Source organism: Jatrophihabitans sp. (assembly GCF_051960575.1).
In the GTDB taxonomy this organism is placed as follows: Bacteria; Actinomycetota; Actinomycetes; order Mycobacteriales; family Jatrophihabitantaceae; genus JBQCEE01.
Window position 1 is genome coordinate 1 of record NZ_JBQCEE010000139.1, and the last position, 19,418, is coordinate 19,418.

Below are 19,418 nucleotides of genomic sequence, written 5' to 3' on the forward strand. Positions count from 1 at the left end.
CGTGAAGGCGCTCGCACTGCACCAGCTGCACGACCGCGTGCTCGACCGCATGGGCCGCAGCCCGCTCGTCGCCAGTGTGACAGCGAAGTTCGTGACACTGCTCGTGTCGGACTTCCTCGCCCAGAACCGCGCGCGGGCCGAGAAGCTGCCGGGCGTCGGCGGCATGATCAAGCTCGGGGTCGGCGTGGCCAACAAGGCGAAGAGCCCGTTCGACAAGCAGATCGACAGCCTGCTCGGCGAGGCGACCAGCCGCGGGACGGCGGCCGCGATCAAGACGACGAACCAGTCCGTGAAGCAGATGCTGGACGAAGCGCCGCTGCGCGAGGCCGCCCTCGAGATCTGGGACCTGCACGCCAAGGAGCCGATCAGCGACCTGCGCAGCTACATCAGCAAGCAGGACCTGCACGAGGTCGCGCTGCTGGTGCTCGACGTGATCCGCTCGGCGCGCGACAGCGAGTACGTCGGCCATGTCGTCGACGCGGTCGTCGACGCCCTCGTCGCCGCGCACGGCCACCGCACCGCCACCGAACTGCTCGACGACCTCGGGCTGACGCGCGACCGCATCGTCGCCGACGTGCAGCGCGTGGTGCCGCCGCTGCTCGAGCGGGCGAAGGCCGGCGGCGAGCTGGAGGCGGCCGTGCGCGCTCGCCTCGCGCCGTTCTTCGAGACCGGGGCGGCACAGCGGCTGCTCGGGTGACGGGCACGCTCATGGGCGGCCTGGACGACCTGGTCGAGCGCCTGCGGGCGGCGGGCTGCGTCTTCGCCGAGGACGAGGCGCGGCTGCTGCGCGGTGCGGCGACCGGGGCCGACCTCGACGAGCTCGTCGCGCGACGGGTCGCCGGTGAGCCGCTCGAACACCTGCTCGGCCGGGTGCGGTTCTGCGGGCACCACGTCGTCGTCACGCCCGGGGTGTTCGTCCCGCGGCGGCGCACCGAGCTGCTGGCGACGGCGGCGCTCGCGGTGCTGCCCGACGACGCCCTCGCGGTCGACCTGTGCTGCGGCAGCGGCGCGGTCGGGGTGGTGCTGGCCGAGCGGGCCGAGGTGCACGCCGTCGACCTCGATCCCGCCGCCGTGCGCTGCGCGCGGCAGAACCTGCGCGCCGACCGCGTGCACGAGGGCGACCTCTACGCCGCCCTGCCGCCGTCGCTGCGCGGCTGCGTCGACGTCGTCGCCGCCAACGCGCCCTACGTGCCCACCGACGCGATCGCGCTCATGCCGCCCGAGGCCCGCGAGCACGAGGCCCGCCTCGCGCTCGACGGCGGCGCCGACGGCCTGGACGTGCAGCGCCGGGTCGCTGCCGGCGCCGGCGAGTGGCTGCACGAGCGCGGCTGGCTGCTGATCGAGACCAGTCGCGCGCAGGCGCCGGCCACCGCCGCGCTCGTCGAGGTGGCCGGCTTCGCCGCCGAGGTGCTGCACGACGAGGACATCGACGGCACCGTCGTGCGCGGCCGCCGCCGCTGATCGGCGCGAAACCCCCCGCTCCGGCCCACATTCGCGCTCGAAACGGGGCCAGAGCAGGGGGTTTCGCGGCTCGGACGCACCGCACGACCGACCTGCGGCAGACTGCGGCCATGCTGGATCTGGCCGCACTCGAGGCGGCGGGCATCGCGCGGGCGGCCGAGCGCGCGCCGCTGCTCGAGTACCTCGACCACCTCGGCTTCACCGTGGACGAGATGGTGCAGGCCGAGCGCGAGGGGCGGCTGTTCGGCCTGGCCGGCGACGCGGTGCTGCGCTCGGGCGAGCCGCGCTACAGCCTCGCGGCGGCGGCCAAGCGCATCGGCGTGCGGGTCGAGGAGGTGCAGCACGCGTGGGCCGCGCTCGGCCTCACCGCCGCCGGCCCCGACAGCGTGCTGCTGAGCCAGGCCGACCTCGACGCGCTGCAGCTGTGGGCCGAGCTGCGCGCACTCATGGGCGCCGAGGCCTCGCTCGGCCTGCTGCGGGTCATGGGCGCCGGGCTCGCCCGGCTGGCCGAGGCGGCGTCGGCCGCGATCCGGGTCGGCGTCCCCGAGGTGACGCTCGGCGCGGCGCCCGACGAGCTCACCACCGCCCAGTCGTTCCGCGCGGTCGCCGGGTACGTGCCGCGCATCGGGGCGAGCATGGACGCCGTCTTCCGGCACCACCTCACCGCCGCGCGCATGTACTTCGAGGGCGTCGTGCAGGACGACACCGCCTCGGTCGTCGCCGGGGTCGGGTTCGCCGACCTGTCCGGCTTCACTGCGCTGACCCAGCGGCTGCGTCCGGACGAGTTGTCGATGCTGCTCACCGACTTCGGCGGCACCGTGGCCGACGTGGTGCACGCCGACGGCGGGCGCGTCGTGAAGTTCATCGGCGACGCCGTGATGTGGGTCAGCCCGTCCGCCGACCGGCTCGCGCAGGCCGCCGCCGACCTCGTGCTGCACCCGAAGGCCGTCGAGGCGGGGCTGCAGGTGCGGGCCGGGCTGGCGCACGGCCCGATGCTCGCCGTCGCGGGCGACTACTTCGGAACGCCGGTGAACCTCGCCGCACGGTTGGTCGCCGCCGCCGAGCCGGCGCAGATCCTGGCCTCGCCCGACGTGGCCGAGCGCCTCACCGGCTGGCGTGCCGAGGCGCTCGAGCCGATGGTGCTGCGCGGCTTCGACGTGCCGCAGCCGGTCTACGCGCTCGGCCGCTGAACCGTGCCCGACCGGTCGAGCATCGCCGCCGCCTCGGGCATCGACCGGCGGCCGCGCCGCAGCTGCTGCCGCTCGCGTCCGGCGAGGATCTTGAACAGCGGCGCGTTCACGCCGTGCAGCACCGGGTCGAGCGGACGCGGCACGAAATGCGGCGGCTCGACGTGCGCGACCCGCACGGTCTGCAGGGCCGTGCGGTAGGCCGCCTCGTGCACCGGTGTCCAGCGGAAGCCGTAGAGACGCCGGATCGACGCCGGCAGCGACCCGCGCACCACCAGGTCGATCGAGCGGAACAACGGCCGCAGCGGCAGCGGGTCGTCGTAGTCGCCGCGCTTCGCGCCGACGAGGTACGACCCGACCACCCGGGCGTGCTCGGTGAGGTGCGGTTCGCCGGACGCCAGCCAGCCGTCGAAGGACCGGCGGAAGGTCGGGTAGTCGGGCGGCGCCGCGTCGCGCGGCATGCCGAACAGCTCGGCCCAGGTGACGAAGTCCTGGTAGAGCGCCTCCTGCTCGCCGGGGGTGAGCGGGCGGATCAACAGCCGTTGCAGCACATCGACCGAGTCGAAGGCGAAGGCCATGGTCATGAACATCAGGTGCGGGTCGGTCGCGCTGTACGGGGTGCCGGCGGCGTAGGGCCCGGCCGCCTCGGCCATCACCCCGGTGACCCGGGCGTGCCGGCGGCGGGTAAACTCCAGCGCGCGGTCGGCCTCCTCCTTCGTCCCGAGGAAGACCGCTTCGAACAGCCGCGCCGTGCGCGCGAGCCGGTTGTACGGGGTGTCGCGGTGGGCGGTGTTCTCGACCGTGCCGACGAACAGCCGCGGGTGCGCCGCGCCGATCACGAGCGCGCGCTGGCCGTAGGTGAGGCCGACGGCGCGACTGCCCATGACACGCACGGCCATGGCGTCGTCGGCGAAGTAGCCCGGCATCGGCACCTCCTGCACAATATTTGGCAAGAGCGTCCCCCAGATTCGGCGACGAGGCAAGGGGCGGGTGCCACAATCGGCCCGTGGCCCGCGCGTACGGGGGTGTCCCCGCCGAGCAGCGGCGCGCCCAGCGGCGTGCGGCACTGCTCGAGGCCGCCCTCACGTTGGTGGGCCGCTCGGGAGCCGGGCGCCTCACCGTCGCCGGCCTCTGCGCCGAGGCGGGACTCAACGAGCGCTACTTCTACGAGAGCTTCCGCACCCTGGACGACGTGCTGCTGGCCACCGCCGACGTGGTGCTCGGCGAGGTGACGTCCGCGATCATCACCGCGGTCGCCGAGGCGGCGGACGACCCCCAGGCGAAGGCACGGGCCGCGATCGGGGCCGCGGTCGGCCTGCTCGCCGATGATCCGCGGAAGGCGCGGCTGGTCATCGTCGAGCCGTTGTCGGTGCCGGTGCTCGCGGCGCGACGGGCCGAGGTGGCCGACGCGTTCGTCGCGCTCATCGTCGCCCAGGCCGAGCAGTTCTACGGCGCCGAGACCACGCTCGCCGTCGGATCGTGGGGACGCTTCGCCGCCGCCCACCTGCTCGGCGGGCTGTCCGAGACGCTCACCGCCTGGGTGCGGGGCGAACTGCCGATCAGCCGCGACGACCTGGTCGAACGCAACGCCGAACTCTTCGCCCTCGTCGCGCAAAACGTGGTCGAGCGTGGTCTCAACGCACGTTGAGGGTCACCAGGCCGAGGAGGTGACCACCTGCTCGACCTGGGCGCGCGTCAGGGGCGGCGCGCTCGCCAGCAGCCCGCCCATCCCCTTGGGGTTGGCCCGGTTGCTCACGTGCAGCAGGATCGCGACACCGTCCGCGCGCACGTACTCGCCCCGGTAGGTCACGCCGCCGCCCTCGAGCGGCTCGTCACCGATCGCGAGGGTGCCGCCGTCGACGCGGCTCAGGGTGCAGTGGCTCCGATCGGGGTCGTCGCACTGCGCCTGCTCGCCGGGCGAGGCCTGGAACATCTGCACGTCGTAGCCGCCGTGACGGCCGTCGGCGGCCGTGAGCACGCCGACGATCGCGACCCCGTTCGACTGCACGGGTGGCAGCGACGAGGGCGACCCGCCGATGGACGGTGTCGACGGTGTGCCCGTCGCCGGGGCGCTCGAGGGCGCCGCCGGCATGGTCATCGTCACGGAGTGCCCGGTGTCGGTGACGGTGAACGACGTGGCGAGGTCGCCGAGCGCCGCGGTGAAGCGCCGCTCGAGGTCGGCCTCGGTGCTCGCCACCGGCGGGCGGGCGGCCGGTGCCGACGATGGCGCAGGCGTCGTGCTGTCCAGCGGCGAGTACGCCTGCCAGCCGTACTTCTCCGACGGCACCGGCGCCGAGGGGGGTGACCCGGCGTCCTGCGTGCCGGCATGGTCGCCCGACGACGTGAGCCAGGCGGTACCGCCGGCGACGGCGAGCACCGTGGCGGCGCTCGCGCCGATCAGCAGGGTGTGCGACCGGTGCGGTGCGGGCGGGACGAACGGCTCGGCGGGCAGCGCGTCGGCCCGTCGTTCGAGCTCGGCGAAGGCGTCGTGCAGGTCGTGGAGGTCCATGTCAGCGCTCCTGGGTGGCGTAGGGCGTGGGGTGGTCGGTGAGGTCGAGGCGCAGGGTGGCGAGTGCGCGCGAGATCTGGCTGCGCACCGTCACCTCGCGGCAACCGAGCTCGGCCGCGATCTCGGTGTCGCTGAGCCCGGCGTAGTACCGCAGGACGACCGCGGCCCGCTGCCGCCGCGGCAGCTGGTCGAGCCGCCGGATCATCGCGTCGCGCTCGGCGTGGTCGTGGGTGCCGTCGTCGACCGCACCCGGTGGTTCGATGTCGGCCTGCGGCCGGCTGCGGGCGAGCCGGCGGTGCCACGAGACGTAGTCGTTGACGATCATGCGGCGCACGTAGGCATGCGGTTCGGCGACGCTGCCGATCCGTCCCCACCGCTCGTAGGCCCGGCCGAGCACGTCGCTGACGAGGTCCTCGGCGAGCCAGGTCTGGCCCGTGAGCACGGTGGCGAAGCGCAGCAGCGACGGTCGCCGTGCGGCGACGTACTCCTCGAACCTCACCTGCAGCTCCGCCCGATCGTCCGATGTCGACGCCCCTCAACGCGGCTGCGGCCCGATCCGTTGCATCGTCCACCGCCAACCCCCCGGTGTGGCCCGTTTCCGGGCATGAAATCGGGCCACACCAGGGGGTTCGCGAGTCAGTCGCGCCAGGGGTCCTCGCGCCGCCACACCGTCGGCAGGTGCAGGGCGACGTCGTCGTGCGCCGCGCAGTCGACGAGCACCCGCATGGTGACGTCGAGGTCGTCGCCGGCGTAGGGCAGCGCGCGCAGCGGCCGGTCGAGCGGGCGGAAGAAGTCGTCCCAGTGCGTGAGCACGGCCCGGCGCGCGCCGACCGCGACGACCGTCTCGGCCCAGTACGCGCGGATGTACCGCTCGGGCTGCACCCCGAGCTGCCCGATGCCGAGGTAGACGACGTCGGCGTTCAGGCCCTCGAGCGCGCCCGGCACGAAGCCCGCGCTGCCCTGCACCAGCACCGTGCGCGCGCTCGGCAGGTGACGCAGCAGCAGCGACCACGCCTCGCCGCAGCGGTACCGCTTGGTCGGGGCACGCAGCGGCACCGGGGCGTCGATGGTGCCGGGGAACCGGTCGGGTGGGCAGTGCTCGCTGACGAACGACGTCAGCTCGAACGGCCCGTACTGCCTCGGCTCGCCTGGCGTGACGACGTCGATGCGGTCGTCGGGCAGGCCGTGGCCGCGCGCGATGTTGGCGGCCGACGCGCCGCCGACCAGCACCGCGCTGGTGCGCTGCGCGACCACGGCGCTGTCGAGCGCGTGGTCGAAGTGCGTGTGCACGGGCGCGACCGCCTCGATCCTGGTCACCCCGAGCCGGCGCAGGGTCGCGTCGATCCGCTCGGTGTCCGGGCCGATCGGGCCGCGCAGCACGCTCACCAGCCCCGGACGCGAGAAGAAACCGTCCGTCATGAAGGCGTGCTCGCCGTCGTCCACCAGCAGCGAACTGACCCCGAGGAAGGTGACGGCGAGTGCTGAGTCGGCGGTCGCGTCCGGCACGTCGAACCGGTCGGCATAGCGGCCGAGGTCGGGGCGGCCGAGGCGCAGGCGCATGCCGCCTGTCTACCGGTCGTGCACCAGCAGCGCGAGGGCCGCGGGCTCGACCGTCACGTCGACCGGGGTCGGGCCGACGAAGTCGCCGTCGGCGTAGGCGTTCATGCCACCGGCCTCGATACGCAGCGACGGGGTTCGGAAGGTCTGCGTGCGCGGGTGCTGCACGTGCGTGCCCCGGTACGTGCGGGGCAGCTGCGCCACCACCTGCCGGCGGGGCGCGGCCGCGGCGATGGTGACGTCGAGCAGGCCGTCGGTGGCGTCGGCGTCGGGGCACATGCGCAGGCCGCCGCCGTACATGCTCGTGTTGCCGACCGCGACGAGCAGGTTGTCCTGGCTGATCACCGTGCCGTCGGCCAGCGTCACCGTCATCGGCAGCGGCTTCAGGCGGGCGAACTCGATCGCCATTGCCAGGTGGTAGCGGGCCCGGCCGTGCGGCCAGGTCATCCGGTTGACCCGGTCGCTGATGAGCGAGTCGAGCCCGCACGCGAGCACCGAGCCGAAGTAGGTCCGCCTCCCGTCTGCGGTGGTCGCGACGCCGACGTCGATGCGCCGCGTGTGCCCGGCGAGCACGACGTCGGCCGCCGCCTCGACCGAGTCGCGCGGCCAGCCGTGGTGGCGCGCCTGGTCGTTGCCGGTGCCGGCCGGGATGACCCCCAGCGGCACGTCGGTGCCGACGACGGCGGGCAGGGCGAGGTGGATCATGCCGTCACCGCCGACGACGACGAGCGCGTCGGCACCGCCGGCGACCGCGTCCCGGGCGAGCTGTGCCGACTGCTCGGCGGTGTCGCCGCGCACCCGGTCGACCGTCGCGCCGCGGGCGGTGAGGTGCGCAGCCGCGCGCTCGGCCGCCGCGACGGCGCGGCCGTGCCCGGCGGCCGGGTTGGTCAGCAGCGCGATGCGGGTCACGGCAGCAGCTTGCCGGGGTTGAGGATGCCGGCGGGGTCGAGCGCCGTCTTCACCGCACGCAGCACGTCGACGCCGATGGCGCCGATCTCGTCGGTCATCCAGTCGCGGTGGTCGGCGCCGACGGCGTGGTGGTGGGTGATCGCGCCGTCGTGTGCCATCAGCGCGTCGTTCACCGACCGCTTGATCGCCGACCACTGCTCGATCGCGTCCCCACGCTGCCCGCCGGCGATCGTGAAGTAGAGCGAGGCGCCGGTGTCGTAGACGTGCGAGATGTGGCAGAGCACCAGCGCCGGCGAGTCGACCGCGGCGAACCCGGCGGTGACCGCGTCGGTCACGGCCTGCTTGAGCCCGAGCAGGTTCGACCAGCGGGTCGCCGTCTCGAGCGTCTCGACCAGCGCGCCGTTCGCCAGCAGCGGGTCGCGCAGGTAGGGGCCGTCGAAGCGGTGCTCGGCCCACTGCTCGCCCTTCTCCGGCCCGAGCGACGTGCCGCCGTGCCGTTCGAGCAGGCGCCGGGTCGCGGCGTGCCGCACCTCGACCAGCTCGGCCGGCCCTTCGAAGGCGGTGATCGCCAGGCAGCCGCCGCTCTCGGCGCCGGCGCCGGCGTCCTCGACCGTCGCGAGGTTGAGCGAGGTCTCGGTCTCGTCCGAGAGGCGCAGCACCGTCGGTCCGGTGCCGGCCTGGGCCACGGCGCGCAGTGCGGCGGCGCCGGTGGCGAAGTCGGGGAAGCGCCACGCCTCGTAGACCTTCGTCTCCGGGAGGCGGTGCACCCGGACGGTGACCGCGGTGATGATGCTGAAGACGCCCTCGCTGCCGAGGAACAGCTGGCGCAGGTCAGGCCCGGCGGCGTTCTTGGCCCCGGCGCGGCCGACGGTGAGCACGCCGCGCGGGGTGACCACGCGCAGGCCGCGCACCATGTCGTCGAAGCGGCCGTACCCGGCGGAGTCCTGCCCGGACGACCGGGTGGCCGCGAAGCCGCCGATGGTGGCGTAGCGGAAGCTCTGCGGGTAGTGGCCGAGCTCGTACCCGCGCGCGGCCAGCAGCTGCTCGGCGCGCGGGCCGCTCAGCCCGGCGCCGAGGGTGGCCATCAGGTCGGTCTCGTCCAGCGCCTCGAGGGTGTCGAACCGGGCGAGATCGAGCGAGACGACACCGCGCAGGCCACCGGCGAGCGGGTCGAGGCCGCCCACCACACTCGTCCCACCACCGAAGGGCACGACGGCGAGGCGGCGTTCTGTACAGATGTTGAGCAGCCGCAGCACCTCGTCGTCGCTGCCGGGGGCGACGACGACGTCCGGCGCGTGCTGCTCGGCCGACGACCGGCGGCGCAGCAGGTCGAGCGTCGACTTGCCGCCGGCGCGGGGCAGACGCTGGTCGTCGGCCGTGGTGACGTGCTCCGTGCCGACGACCGCCTCGAGCGCGGCGAGATCGTCGGCTGTGAGCGCCGATGGCGTCAGCCGCACCTCGTCACGCGCGACCGAGGGCACGTCGTCTGCGCTGACCTTGAAGAGGTCCTGCACGAGCGCGAGCAGCGTCGGCGACAACTCCGTCGCCTTCGCCGGATCACCCCAGGCGTCCCAGGCCATCGGCGGAGTCGGTACACCAGTCGCTGTCATGCGCTACAGTGTTACACATCATGTCAATGCGTAACGTCGACGAGCTGCCCGTCGAAGACCGTGTGCTCGACGCCGCCGCGCGGCTCGTCGGGGCCGGGCAGATGCGTCCGGGGATCGCCGAACTGGCCCGGCAGGCAGGCGTCAGCCGCCCGACCGTGTACCGCTACTTCGCCGATTCCGACGCGGTCTTCCGGGCCCTGTGGGAGCGCGAGATCCGCGCCCTGGTCGCCGACCGGCCCGCGCGCGTCACCGACCGCGCCGCGTTGGTGAAGCTGGTCGTCGACCTCGCCGACCGCATCAGCACACACCCGACGCTCGCGCCGACCTTCGCCGCCGAACCGGCGCTCGTCGCCCGGTACATCCTCGACCGGCTCGGCACCGGGCAGCAGCTGCTGCTCGAACTCCTCACGGCGACGATCCGGGCGGTGCAGGCGACCGGCGACGTGCGGCGCGGCAAGCCGGGCGAGCTCGCCGCGATGACCCTGCTGATCGCCCAGTCGGCCATCCAGTCACGCCGGATGATCGCCGACCACCTCTCGCCCGCCGCCTGGCGACGAGAACTCACCCACGCCCTGGACGGATACCTGCGATGAAGCTCGACGCCGCCGGCCGTGCCCGCGACCTGGACGCACTCGCCGCGCAGCCCACGGTCGACCTGCTCGTCATCGGCGGCGGCGTCACCGGCACCGGCGCCGCGCTCGACGCCGCCGCGCGCGGGCTGCGCGTCGTGCTCGTCGAGGCCCGCGACTGGGCCTTCGGCACCAGCCGGTGGAGCTCGAAGCTAGTGCACGGCGGCCTGCGCTACCTCGCGTCCGGGCGCATCGGCGTCGCCCGCGAGAGCGCCGTCGAGCGCGGCATCCTGATGACGACGACGGCGCCGCACCTGGTGCGTCCGCTGCCGACGGTGGTGCCGCTGCTGCCGTCGATCGGACGCAAGCAGGCGGCGCTGATCCGTGCCGGCTTCGCCGCGGGTGATCTGCTGCGCGTCTCGGCCCGCACCCCGGCGCGCGTGCTGCCGGCGGCCCGGCGCGTCGACGCGGCCGAAGCGCGGCGCCTGGCTCCGGCCATCGCGTCCGAGGGGCTGCGCGGCGGGCTCGTGGCGTACGACGGGCAGCTGATCGACGACGCACGGCTGGTGGTCGCCCTCGCACGCACGGCGGCCGAGCGCGGCGCGACCGTGCTCACCCGCGTGCGGGCCGAGGACGTCACCGGCACGTCGGCCCGGCTCGTCGACACCCTCACCGGCGCCTCGACCACCGTGACGGCGCGTGCTGTCGTGTCGGCGGCCGGCGTGTGGGCCGGCGACGTCGACCCGTCGGTGCGCCTGCGGCCCTCGCGCGGCACGCACCTCGTGCTCGACGCCGCGGCGCTCGGCCACCCGACCGCGTCGATCACCGTGCCGGTGCCCGGGTCGATCAGCCGCTTCGTCTTCGCCATGCCCGAACAGCTCGGCCGCGTGTATCTCGGGCTCACCGACGAGGACGCCCCCGGCCCGATCCCGGACGAGCCGCAGCCGGCCGACCACGAGATCGACTTCCTGCTCGCGACCGCGAACCAGGCGCTGGGCCGTGCCCTCACCCGCGCCGACGTGCTCGGTACCTACGCCGGCCTGCGTCCGCTCGTCGACACCGGCGGCGGCGAGACCGCGGACGTCTCGCGCGAGCACGCCGTCACCACCGGCCCGAACGGCATCATCAGCATCATCGGCGGCAAGCTCACCACCTATCGGCAGATGGCCGAGGACGTCGTCGACGCCGCTGTCGCGCTCGCCGGGCTGCCGGCCGGGCCTTGCGTCACCCGCTCCATCCCGCTCGTCGGCGCGCCCGCGCGGTTCGACAGCGCCCCGACCGCGGGCCTGCCGGCGTCGCTCGTCGCGCGGCACGGCGGCCTCGCCCGCGAGGTGGTCGAGACGGCCACGGTGCCCGGCCCGCTCGAGCCGATCGCACCGGGCATCGACGTCACCCGGGCCGAGATCGAGTACGCCGTCACGCACGAGGGCGCCCTCGACGTCGCCGACGTGCTCGACCGCCGCACGCGCATCGGCCTGGTGCCTGCCGACGCCGAGCGGGTGCGCCCGGCGGTGGACGAGATCGTCGAAGCTGCCTTGATCAACACCCGCTGAGACCGCCCCCCGGCGGGATGAACGGGTGTTCATCGGATAATCGACGGTCGTGACGATCGTGATGGGCATCGAGACGAGCTGCGACGAGACCGGCGTCGGGTTCGTCCAGGGCGGTGTCCTGCTCGGTGACGCGCTGGCCTCGAGCATGGACGAGCACGCCCGCTTCGGCGGCGTCGTGCCAGAGATCGCGGCCCGCGCCCACCTGCACTCGCTCGTGCCGACCGTGCACCTCGCGCTCGAGCGGGCCGGCATCACGCTCTCGGACGTCGGCGCCGTCGCCGTCACCGCCGGGCCGGGGCTCGCGACCGCGCTGCACGTCGGCGTGGCCGCGGCGAAGGCGTACGCGCTGGCACTCGGCGTGCCGCTCTACGGCGTGCACCACCTCGCGGGCCACGCCGCGGCCGACACCCTCGAGCACGGGCCGCTGCCCGACCGGTCGGTGGGCCTCATCGTCTCGGGCGGCCACACCTCGCTGCTCGCCGTGCGCGACCTGGTGCGCACGCCGATCGTGCACCTGTCGGACACGCTCGACGACGCGGCCGGCGAGGCGTTCGACAAGGTCGCCCGCCTGATCGGTCTGCCGTACCCGGGCGGGCCGTCGATCGACAAGGCGGCCAAGCTGGGCGACCCGACCGCGGTGGCGTTCCCGCGCCCGCTGACCGGCCCGAACGACGACCCGCTGGGCTTCTCGTTCTCGGGACTCAAGACGGCCGTCGCCCGCTACGTCGAGGCCAGGCGCGACCCGGGCGTCAGCACCGAGGACATCGCCGCGTCGTTCCAGGAGGCGGTCGCCGACGTGCTGACGACCAAGGCGTTGCGGGCCTGCCGCGAGCAGGCCGTCGACACGCTGGTGATCGTCGGCGGCGTCGCGGCGAACAGCCGTATCCGGGCGCTCGCGCAGGAGCGGTGCGACGCAGCGGGCATCGAGCTGCGCATCCCGCCGATGCGGCTGTGTACCGACAACGGCGCCATGATCGCGGCGATCGGTGACCTGCTGGTGCGCGACGGCGCCCGCCCCTCGCGTCCGGACTTCTCGGCGATCCCGACCATCGAGCTCACCGGCGCGCAGCTCGCCGCCTGAAGCGGGGCGGTGTGTCGCGGCCCCGCTCCCGTGTGCGCCGAGCAGAATCGGACCCCATGGTGAGCGTGACGGCCGAGCGGCCCCGACCCGGGCGCCGTGATGCCGTCGGGCCGTTCACCGAGGCCGTGCACGCGCTGCAGGACGCCGCCTTCCAGCGGGCCATCGAGGGCCCCGGGCTGCACATCCTGACCCCGCTGCTGCGCGGACGCTGGGCGCTCCGCGCGCACACCGTCGACCTCGCCGCCGACGCCCTCGCCCGCGACACCGTGCACACGCTGCTGACGCACGGCTGGACGCCGACCGAGCTGGTGGCCTTCGCCCGCCGCCGCCTGGACGCGGACGCGATGAGCTACCTGCTCGACAGCATCGCCGCGGCCGCGCAGGTGACCGTGGCGCCGCCCTGGTACGCCGACCTCAGCGAGCTCGGGATCTCGGTGTGGTGGTCGGTGAGCCGGCCGCACCTCGCGCAGTGGGCCGTGCGGCACGCGCGCAAGCGCGCCGACACGGTGCAGACCGCGGTCGAGGTGCTGGCGCTGCTGTGCCACGTGCCGCGCACCGAGCACCCGCTGCCCGGCTCGCCGCGTCCGCTCGACCTCGAACCGGGCGCGATCGTGCACGACCGCCGCATCGCCGGGAAGATCGACGCCCTGCTGCGCCGCGCGGGCGACACCGACTTCCCCGAGGAGGCGCGGTCGTGCATCGCGAAGGCGCAGGCGCTGATGGTGCGCTACGCGACGGTGCCCGACGTCGCGCCCGACGGGCCGGTCGCCGCCGCGGCCGCCGCCGCGATGGAGCAGCTGGTACGCGAGGGCCCGCTCGTCGTCGCCAAGACGCTGTTCGCCGGCGTGCGCTTCGGCACCTCGCTCGGGCTGTCGTTCGTCAGCAACCCGGCGAAATTCACCGGGTCGGTCGGCGAGGAGGTCGGCCACTTCGTACGCCGCATCGCCGCCGCGCTGAGCCCGAAGGCGATCACCGCCGCCCCGGACACCCGCCGCCCGCGTCCGCTACCCGCCGGCAAGGGCTGAGCCGGGCCCCGCCGCGTCGCCACGCACCATCCGCACCGCCCGCAGTGTGTGGCGCCCGTGCGGGTCGACACGCCGCGCCAGACCCCGCAGCGGCGCCACGCACACGATGAGGGCCGGCGCCTCGCCCCTCAGTTCCTCCCGCGCGTCCAAAGGTGTTGATCAACGGTCGGCGGAGCGGCTCGTCCCCTGCGACAGGCCGAAGGCCCGCGTTCGGGGCTTCAGCGACCGTAGGGACGCATCTGGTAGTCGCCGCGGGTGCGGCCGATGACCTCGCCGGACGCGTCCACGATCTCGGCGACGAGCTCGAAGTTCGCCTTGTTGCCGCCGGCCGACTCCTGCTCGAGCCGGGCGATCTCGGCCTCGTCGAGCGAGACGCGTGCGGTGAGGTCGGTCTTGCCGGGCTTGAGGAAGTCGATCGTCATCGACCTCACCAGCGGGTAGTGCGTAGACGCGTCGAAGGTCGACATGTGCAGCCCGCCGCCGAGCACCTCGGCGACGGTGAAGATGACGCCGGCGTAGAGCACGCCGAAGTGGTTGCCGTTGCCCTCGAACGGCACGCTGCTCTCGGCGTAGCCGCGGCGCAGCGCCGTGAACCGCACGCCCATGTTGTACGCGACCGGGATGAGCGCCTGCAGGCCGGCGTTCATCTGCTCCGCAAGATCGCTGGCTTCGGTCTGGTCGGCGGTCATGCGCCGCAGCTTACGAGGGGCGGTGCGTCGCCGCGCGGCGGCACTGGTTAGCGTCATCCGGCCCGGACGCGCACCGCGTCCCGCCCCGCCGAACCACACGGAGGCTCCACCGTGCGCGTCGACGCAGGCGACACCGCGTTCCTGCTGGTGTCCACCATGCTCGTCCTGTTCATGACCCCCGGCCTTGCGCTGTTCTACGGCGGCATGGTGCGCAGCAAGCACGTGCTGTCGATGCTGGCGCAGAACTTCGCCGTCATCGCCGTGGTGAGCGTCGTCTGGGTCGCGATCGGCTACAGCCTCGCCTTCGACGGGGACGCGGGGGCCGGCCTGATCGGCAACCTGCACCTGGTCGGCTTCGCGCACGGCGGCTCGCCCCTGCCCGGGTACGACCTGACCGTGCCGCCACTGGCGTTCGGCGGCTTCCAGATGATGTTCGCGGTGCTCACCGTCGCGCTGCTCACCGGCGCCGGCGCCGACCGCATGCGGTTCGGGCCGTTCCTGGTGCTCGCCGCCGCCTGGACGGTGGTGGTGTACGTGCCGCTCGCGCACTGGGCCTTCGACCCCCAGGGCTGGCTGGTGCGGCAGCACCTGCTCGACTTCGCGGGCGGCACGGTCGTCGAGGTGAATGCAGGCGCGTCGGCGCTCGCGCTCGTGCTCGTGCTGGGGCGCCGCCGCGGCTGGCCGGGCGAGCCGATGCCGCCGCACTCGCTGCCGCTCACCCTGCTCGGCGCGGGCATCCTGTGGTTCGGCTGGTTCGGCTTCAACGCCGGTTCGGCGCTCGCGTCCGGGCACCTCGCCGCGCAGGCGCTCGTCTCGACCCACCTCGCCGCGTGCGGCGGGCTGCTCGGATGGGCGGCGCTCGAGAAGAAGGCCACCGGGCACGCGACCACGCTCGGGGCGGCGTCCGGCGCGGTGGCCGGGCTCGTGGCGATCACCCCGGCCGCAGGCTACGTGAACACCCTCGGCGCCCTGGTGATCGGGCTCGTCGCAGGGGCGGCGGGGCTCTACGCGGTGCGGCTCAAGTTCCGCTTCCGCTACGACGACTCGCTCGACGTCGTCGGCGTGCACGGGGTCTGCGGCGTCGTCGGCACCGTGCTGGTGGGCGTCTTCGCCACCCGCTCGGTCAACCCGGCCGGACGCGGCCTCATCGACGGCGGTGGGCTGCACCTGCTCGGCGCGCAGACCTTCGGCGTGCTCGTCGCGGCGGCCTGGGCCTTCGGCTGGACGTGGGTACTCGCCACCGTCGTGCACCGCACGCTCGGGCTGCGCGCCGACCCCGAGCACGAGCTCGCCGGCCTCGACATGGCCGTGCACGCCGAGACCGCCTACGAACTCGGCGCGCTGCACAACCGGTGACGCTGCACGCCCGAGGGCACCGTGCGGCGTAGCGTCCGCGGCGTGCGCGGAACCACCGCCCTGTCCCTGCTCGCCGCCACCGTCGTGGCAGCGGCCTGCACGTCGTCGGCCGGCAGCGACGGCGGTGCCGCGCGGCCGGCGGGTGCCTCGCCGTCGAGCCCCGCGGGCTCGAGCGTGGCCGTGCCGAGCAGGACGGCGACCGGCACCGCAGCAACCGCGGCCACCACCGCGCGCACCGTCACCGTGCTCGGCTCGGGTGACGTCCTGATCCACCCGCCGCTGTGGCAGCAGGCGCACGCCGACGCGCTCGCCGAGGGACGGCGGGGCTACGACTTCGGGCCGATGTACGCGAGCGTCGCGCCGGATGTCCGGGCCGCCGACGTCGCCACCTGCGAGATGGAGACGCCGCTCGCGCCCCCCGGCGGCCCGTTCAGCGGGTGGCCGGACTTCAACGCCCCGCCGCAGGTGCTGCGGGCGCTGCGGGGGGCCGGTTACGACAGCTGCACCACCGCGTCCAACCACACGCTCGACCAGGGCTACACCGGCGTGCGCCGCACGCTCGACGAGCTCGACGCGGCCGGGTTGCGGCACACCGGCTCGGCACGGTCGGCGGCCGAGGCGGCGCGGCGCCTGGTGATCACCACGCCGAGCGGGGTGCGCGTCGTGCAGCTGGCCTACGCGTTCGGGTTCAACGGCATCCCCGTGCCGGCCGGGCAGCCGTGGCTCGCGAACCTCATCGACGTGCCGCGCATCCTGCGCGACGCCAGGGCGGCGCGGCGAGCCGGCGCCGACGTCGTGGTGGTCTCGCTGCACTGGGGCATCGAGTACGACCACCTGGCGACCGCCGACCAGCGTTCGATCGCGCGGCAACTGCTCACCAGCGGCGCCGTCGACCTGATCCTCGGCGACCACGCCCACGTCGTGCAGCCGGCCGAGCGCATCGACGGCCGTTGGGTGTTCTACGGCATGGGCAACCAGATCTCGCGGCACGCCGACCCGATCGCCGAGAGCCGCGAGGGCGTCATGCCGAGCGTGACGTTCACCGAGACCCTCCCGCACCACTTCGTGGCCACGCGTGCGGCCGCGATCGTCACCTGGATGCAGGACGCGCCCGCACTGCGCCTGATCGACGTGCACCGCGCGCTCGCCTCGTCCGGCCTGTCGGCGGCGAAGCGCACCGAGTTCGCCGCCGCCCGTTCGGCGGCCCGGCGGTACCTCGCCGCGTACGGCGCGCTGCGGGCCGGCCTCGTCGTGGAGTGAGGACGCGGCCGGTCAGACGCCGGCGCGCTCGCCCTCGGGCTCGCTGACGGCGACGTCGGCCCGGTGGGCCCGGTGCCCGAGGTCGAGGGCGACGCCCACGAGCACGCCGGCCAGCAGCACCGGCGCCCAGAGCAGCACCACGCCGTCGCCGAGCCGGCCGATGACCGCGAGCACGACCACGAAGAGCACGAAGGGCAGCAGCAGCGCGGCCAGCACCCGGTTGCGCACGTCGGGGTGTTCGCGCACCAGCCGCAGGTCGGCCCGCGTGCCGCGCGGCGGACGGGTCGTCGCGGGCCGCGTCTCGGACTCGTCCTCGGCGATGGGGGCGGCGACGGGTGCCTCGGCGGTGACCTCCGGCCCGGCGGTCGCGACGACGTCGCCGACCTCGTCCACGACCAGCGCGTGCCGTCCGCGTGGCGCGTGCTCGACGGTTGCGACCGGTTCGCCCGGCTCGTCCGGATCGTCGTCCTCGGGTGCCGAGTGCCTGCCCACGGCGAGAGTGTTGCAGCTTGCGAACGGCACCGCGCGCGGGGCGCGGACGACCGTGATGATCACCTAGGCTCCCGGAGCATCCGCCACGTCACCGGGCGGGTCACGGCACGCTCAGCCGACGCCTGCGTGTGCCCGTTACAGTCGCGTCGACCCCGATGCCGGAGGTGCGCATGGGCCCGCGTCCCCTCAGTCGTGCGCGTTCGCTCGTCGTCCTGTGCCTGACGCTCGTCCTCACCGCCGGGTGCGCCCAGGTCGTCGACGGCACCGGCACGGCCGGCTCGGCCGCCGACGCGAAGCTCGGCGTCATCGGCGTCACCGACAGCGACTTCGACCGCGTCACCCAGAACGCGCTCGCCGACGTCACCGCGTTCTGGAAGCAGCAGTACCCGCGCATCGCGAACGGCAAGGCGCTGCCGCCGCTCACCGGCGGCCTGTACTCGGTCGACGGGCTGCAGCTGCTCGCGACGGGCCAGGTGCCGAGCGAGGTCGCGAAGGAGGAGTGCGTCCAGAAGCAACCGAAGTTCATCGTCGACAACGGCGCCTACTGCCGTCTCGACGACTCGATCATCTGGGACCGCAGCCCCGAGCACCTGCTGCCGCAGCTGCAGAAGAAGTACGGCGACCTGCTGGTGGCGCTGATCTTCGCCCACGAGTTCGGGCACGCGATCTCGCAGCGCCGCGGTGTCTTCGACCGGAACCTGCCGACCATCGACACCGAGTCGCAGGCCGACTGCGCGGCCGGCGCGTTCGCGGCGACGCTGCTCAAGGGACAGGCGCCGCACTTCCGCGGGATGCAGAACCAGTTCGACCGCGCGCTCGAGGGCTTCCTCAACGCGCGCGACTCGACGCCCGCCGACCCGAGCGACATCTCGCACGGCAACGGCTTCGACCGTCTCTCGGCCATCGCCGAGGGCATCGACAAGGGCGCCACCTACTGCTACTCGTCCGGCTACTTCGACCGCACCTTCACCGAGCGGCCGTTCGCGACCGACGCCGACCTCGCCCAGAACGGCAACGAGCCGCTGCAGCAGGTGCTGGACGCATCGCCCAGCAACGCCGACGGCACCGGCGGCGGCGGCCTGCAGCCCGACCTCACCCGGTTCTGGAAGGCGGCCGCGAAGTCGATCAACAAGTCGTGGACGGACGTGAGGATCGCCGAGGCAGCCCACCCGAAGTGCGGCGCGACGTCCACGAGCGAGTTCGGCTACTGCCCCGACGACAACACTGTCTACTACAGCTCGGCCTTCGCCCGCACCGCGTACTACAGCCTGCCGGACATCGCGATCGACCAGCAGACCGGCAACGTCCGGCTGCTCGTGAACCAGCCCGCCGACTTCGCGCTCGGCACGCTGTTCGCGGTCGGCTGGGGCCTGGCCGTGCGGCACCAGCTGTTCAAGCGGTCGCTCGACGATCGCGCCGCGCTGCTCGCCGCCGCCTGCTACACCGGCGCGTACGCCAAGGACATCAACGTCGAGGGCAACAACAGCCGACCGTTCACGCTCTCACCCCCCGACCTGGACGAGGCCAGCTCGGCGATGCTCACCCTCGTCGGCAGCAACCAGGCGTTCGGCGCCCGCGGCACGACCGGGCTCGACCGCATTCAGGCGTTCGTGAAGGGCTACGGCGGCGGGCTCTCGGTCTGCTGACGCAGGGACGCGAGCAGGCCGTCGGCGGCGCGCTCGACCTGCGCGAGCACCTCGGTGAAGCCGTCGGGGCCGCCGTAGTACGGGTCGGGCACGTCGAGATCGTTTGGGTCGGCGGTCGGGTCGAAGCTGCGCAGCAGCACGAGCTTCGCGCGGCTCGCCGCAGGATCGGCCGTGCGGTCGGCGAGCCGGCGCAGCTCGCGAAGGTGACCCAGGTCGAGCGCGACGACCAGGTCGCGCGCGGCGAAGTCGGCGGGGGTGAACTGCTTGGCCGTGTGCCGGGCCGGGGTGTAGCCGGCACCCTCCAGCGTGCGCCGCGACCGGTCGTCCATGTCCTCGCCGGCGTGCCAGCCGCCGGTGCCGGCGCTGTCGATTTCGACGTCCAGGCCCTCGGCCTCGACCAGTGCCGTGAGCACCACCTCGGCCGTCGGTGAGCGGCAGATGTTGCCCGAGCAGACGAAGCAGATGCGCACCGCGACATTCTGTCGGTGGTCGTGGGTACGGTCGCATCACACCG

The 19,418-nt window shown here is 74.0% G+C and carries 20 protein-coding genes; 11 read left to right on the forward strand and 9 right to left on the reverse strand.

The features are described 5' to 3' along the window. The 3 genes from ACTHMS_RS07490 to ACTHMS_RS07500 all read left to right on the forward strand — a co-directional run. A partial coding sequence (locus tag ACTHMS_RS07490) for a hypothetical protein (protein WP_440306038.1) occupies positions 1–697 on the forward strand: 697 nt, incomplete at its 5' end. An 11-nt stretch (positions 698–708) separates the two neighbouring features. Continuing rightward, positions 709–1,461 carry a putative protein N(5)-glutamine methyltransferase gene (locus tag ACTHMS_RS07495; RefSeq protein ID WP_440306061.1) on the forward strand — a complete coding sequence of 251 codons (753 nt, stop codon included), beginning with the start codon at positions 709–711 and terminating at the stop codon, positions 1,459–1,461. Between the two features lie 110 nt (positions 1,462–1,571). After that, on the forward strand, positions 1,572–2,651 hold the full coding sequence (locus ACTHMS_RS07500; protein ID WP_440306039.1) for an adenylate/guanylate cyclase domain-containing protein: 1,080 nt from the start codon (positions 1,572–1,574) through the stop codon (positions 2,649–2,651). On the opposite strand, the gene ACTHMS_RS07505 is transcribed toward ACTHMS_RS07500, so the two are convergent. Next, on the reverse strand, positions 2,633–3,574 hold the full coding sequence (locus ACTHMS_RS07505; RefSeq protein WP_440306062.1) for an oxygenase MpaB family protein: 942 nt from the start codon (positions 3,572–3,574) through the stop codon (positions 2,633–2,635). The genes ACTHMS_RS07500 and ACTHMS_RS07505 overlap by 19 nt on opposite strands. Before the next feature lie 80 nt (positions 3,575–3,654). Here ACTHMS_RS07505 and ACTHMS_RS07510 point away from each other — a divergent pair, with 80 nt between their 5' ends. Further along, on the forward strand, positions 3,655–4,296 hold the full coding sequence (locus tag ACTHMS_RS07510) for a TetR/AcrR family transcriptional regulator (protein WP_440306040.1): 642 nt from the start codon (positions 3,655–3,657) through the stop codon (positions 4,294–4,296). Positions 4,297–4,299: 3 nt separating this feature from the next. On the opposite strand, the gene ACTHMS_RS07515 is transcribed toward ACTHMS_RS07510, so the two are convergent. The 5 genes from ACTHMS_RS07515 to ACTHMS_RS07535 form a co-directional block, all read right to left on the reverse strand. Further along, complete coding sequence (locus ACTHMS_RS07515; RefSeq protein ID WP_440306041.1) at positions 4,300–5,157, reverse strand: hypothetical protein; 858 nt, start codon at positions 5,155–5,157, stop codon at positions 4,300–4,302. A 1-nt stretch (position 5,158) separates the two neighbouring features. Then, entirely contained in the window at positions 5,159–5,662 is a 504-nt protein-coding gene (locus ACTHMS_RS07520; RefSeq protein ID WP_440306063.1) for a SigE family RNA polymerase sigma factor, read from the reverse strand. Between the two features lie 131 nt (positions 5,663–5,793). Continuing rightward, a complete protein-coding gene (locus ACTHMS_RS07525) occupies positions 5,794–6,717 on the reverse strand; it encodes an MBL fold metallo-hydrolase (RefSeq protein ID WP_440306042.1) in 924 nt (307 codons plus the stop codon). A 9-nt stretch (positions 6,718–6,726) separates the two neighbouring features. Next, a complete protein-coding gene (locus ACTHMS_RS07530) occupies positions 6,727–7,623 on the reverse strand; it encodes a diacylglycerol kinase (protein WP_440306043.1) in 897 nt (298 codons plus the stop codon). Beyond that, on the reverse strand, positions 7,620–9,203 hold the full coding sequence (locus ACTHMS_RS07535; protein WP_440306044.1) for an FAD-binding oxidoreductase: 1,584 nt from the start codon (positions 9,201–9,203) through the stop codon (positions 7,620–7,622). Before ACTHMS_RS07535 ends, ACTHMS_RS07530 begins: the two co-directional genes overlap by 4 nt. A 50-nt stretch (positions 9,204–9,253) precedes the next feature. Here ACTHMS_RS07535 and ACTHMS_RS07540 point away from each other — a divergent pair, with 50 nt between their 5' ends. The 4 genes from ACTHMS_RS07540 (at position 9,254) to ACTHMS_RS07555 (ending at position 13,461) form a co-directional block, all read left to right on the forward strand. Then, the gene (locus ACTHMS_RS07540) at positions 9,254–9,826 is read left to right on the forward strand and encodes a TetR/AcrR family transcriptional regulator (RefSeq protein ID WP_440306045.1); all 573 of its coding nucleotides are present in this window, start codon (positions 9,254–9,256) and stop codon (positions 9,824–9,826) included. Next, positions 9,823–11,355, forward strand: coding sequence for a glycerol-3-phosphate dehydrogenase/oxidase (locus ACTHMS_RS07545; RefSeq protein ID WP_440306046.1), 1,533 nt, complete (start codon positions 9,823–9,825; stop codon positions 11,353–11,355). The genes ACTHMS_RS07540 and ACTHMS_RS07545 overlap by 4 nt, the downstream gene beginning before the upstream one ends. Positions 11,356–11,416: 61 nt before the next feature. Then, on the forward strand, positions 11,417–12,436 hold the full coding sequence (gene tsaD, locus ACTHMS_RS07550) for a tRNA (adenosine(37)-N6)-threonylcarbamoyltransferase complex transferase subunit TsaD (RefSeq protein ID WP_440306064.1): 1,020 nt from the start codon (positions 11,417–11,419) through the stop codon (positions 12,434–12,436). 56 nt (positions 12,437–12,492) lie between these two features. Then, on the forward strand, positions 12,493–13,461 hold the full coding sequence (locus ACTHMS_RS07555; RefSeq protein WP_440306047.1) for a DUF2786 domain-containing protein: 969 nt from the start codon (positions 12,493–12,495) through the stop codon (positions 13,459–13,461). A gap of 218 nt (positions 13,462–13,679) precedes the next feature. Here ACTHMS_RS07555 and ACTHMS_RS07560 read toward each other — a convergent pair whose 3' ends face one another. Beyond that, on the reverse strand, positions 13,680–14,150 hold the full coding sequence (locus ACTHMS_RS07560; RefSeq protein WP_440306048.1) for a PaaI family thioesterase: 471 nt from the start codon (positions 14,148–14,150) through the stop codon (positions 13,680–13,682). Positions 14,151–14,261: 111 nt separating this feature from the next. Here ACTHMS_RS07560 and ACTHMS_RS07565 point away from each other — a divergent pair, with 111 nt between their 5' ends. Both ACTHMS_RS07565 and ACTHMS_RS07570 read left to right on the forward strand, forming a co-directional pair. Then, positions 14,262–15,506, forward strand: a complete 1,245-nt coding sequence (locus ACTHMS_RS07565; protein WP_440306049.1) for an ammonium transporter — start codon at positions 14,262–14,264, stop codon at positions 15,504–15,506. Positions 15,507–15,548: 42 nt separating this feature from the next. Further along, positions 15,549–16,766 carry a CapA family protein gene (locus tag ACTHMS_RS07570; protein WP_440306050.1) on the forward strand — a complete coding sequence of 406 codons (1,218 nt, stop codon included), beginning with the start codon at positions 15,549–15,551 and terminating at the stop codon, positions 16,764–16,766. A 12-nt stretch (positions 16,767–16,778) separates the two neighbouring features. Here the strand turns inward: ACTHMS_RS07570 and ACTHMS_RS07575 are convergent, their stop codons facing one another. Further along, a complete protein-coding gene (locus ACTHMS_RS07575; RefSeq protein WP_440306051.1) occupies positions 16,779–17,321 on the reverse strand; it encodes a hypothetical protein in 543 nt (180 codons plus the stop codon). A 92-nt stretch (positions 17,322–17,413) separates the two neighbouring features. Between ACTHMS_RS07575 and ACTHMS_RS07580 the strand changes: the two genes are divergently transcribed. Next, positions 17,414–18,904, forward strand: coding sequence for a hypothetical protein (locus tag ACTHMS_RS07580; protein WP_440306052.1), 1,491 nt, complete (start codon positions 17,414–17,416; stop codon positions 18,902–18,904). Here the strand turns inward: ACTHMS_RS07580 and ACTHMS_RS07585 are convergent. Further along, positions 18,877–19,374 (reverse strand): low molecular weight protein-tyrosine-phosphatase, encoded by a 498-nt coding sequence (locus ACTHMS_RS07585; protein ID WP_440306053.1) that lies wholly within the window; start codon positions 19,372–19,374, stop codon positions 18,877–18,879. The genes ACTHMS_RS07580 and ACTHMS_RS07585 overlap by 28 nt on opposite strands. Positions 19,375–19,418 lie beyond the last annotated feature (44 nt).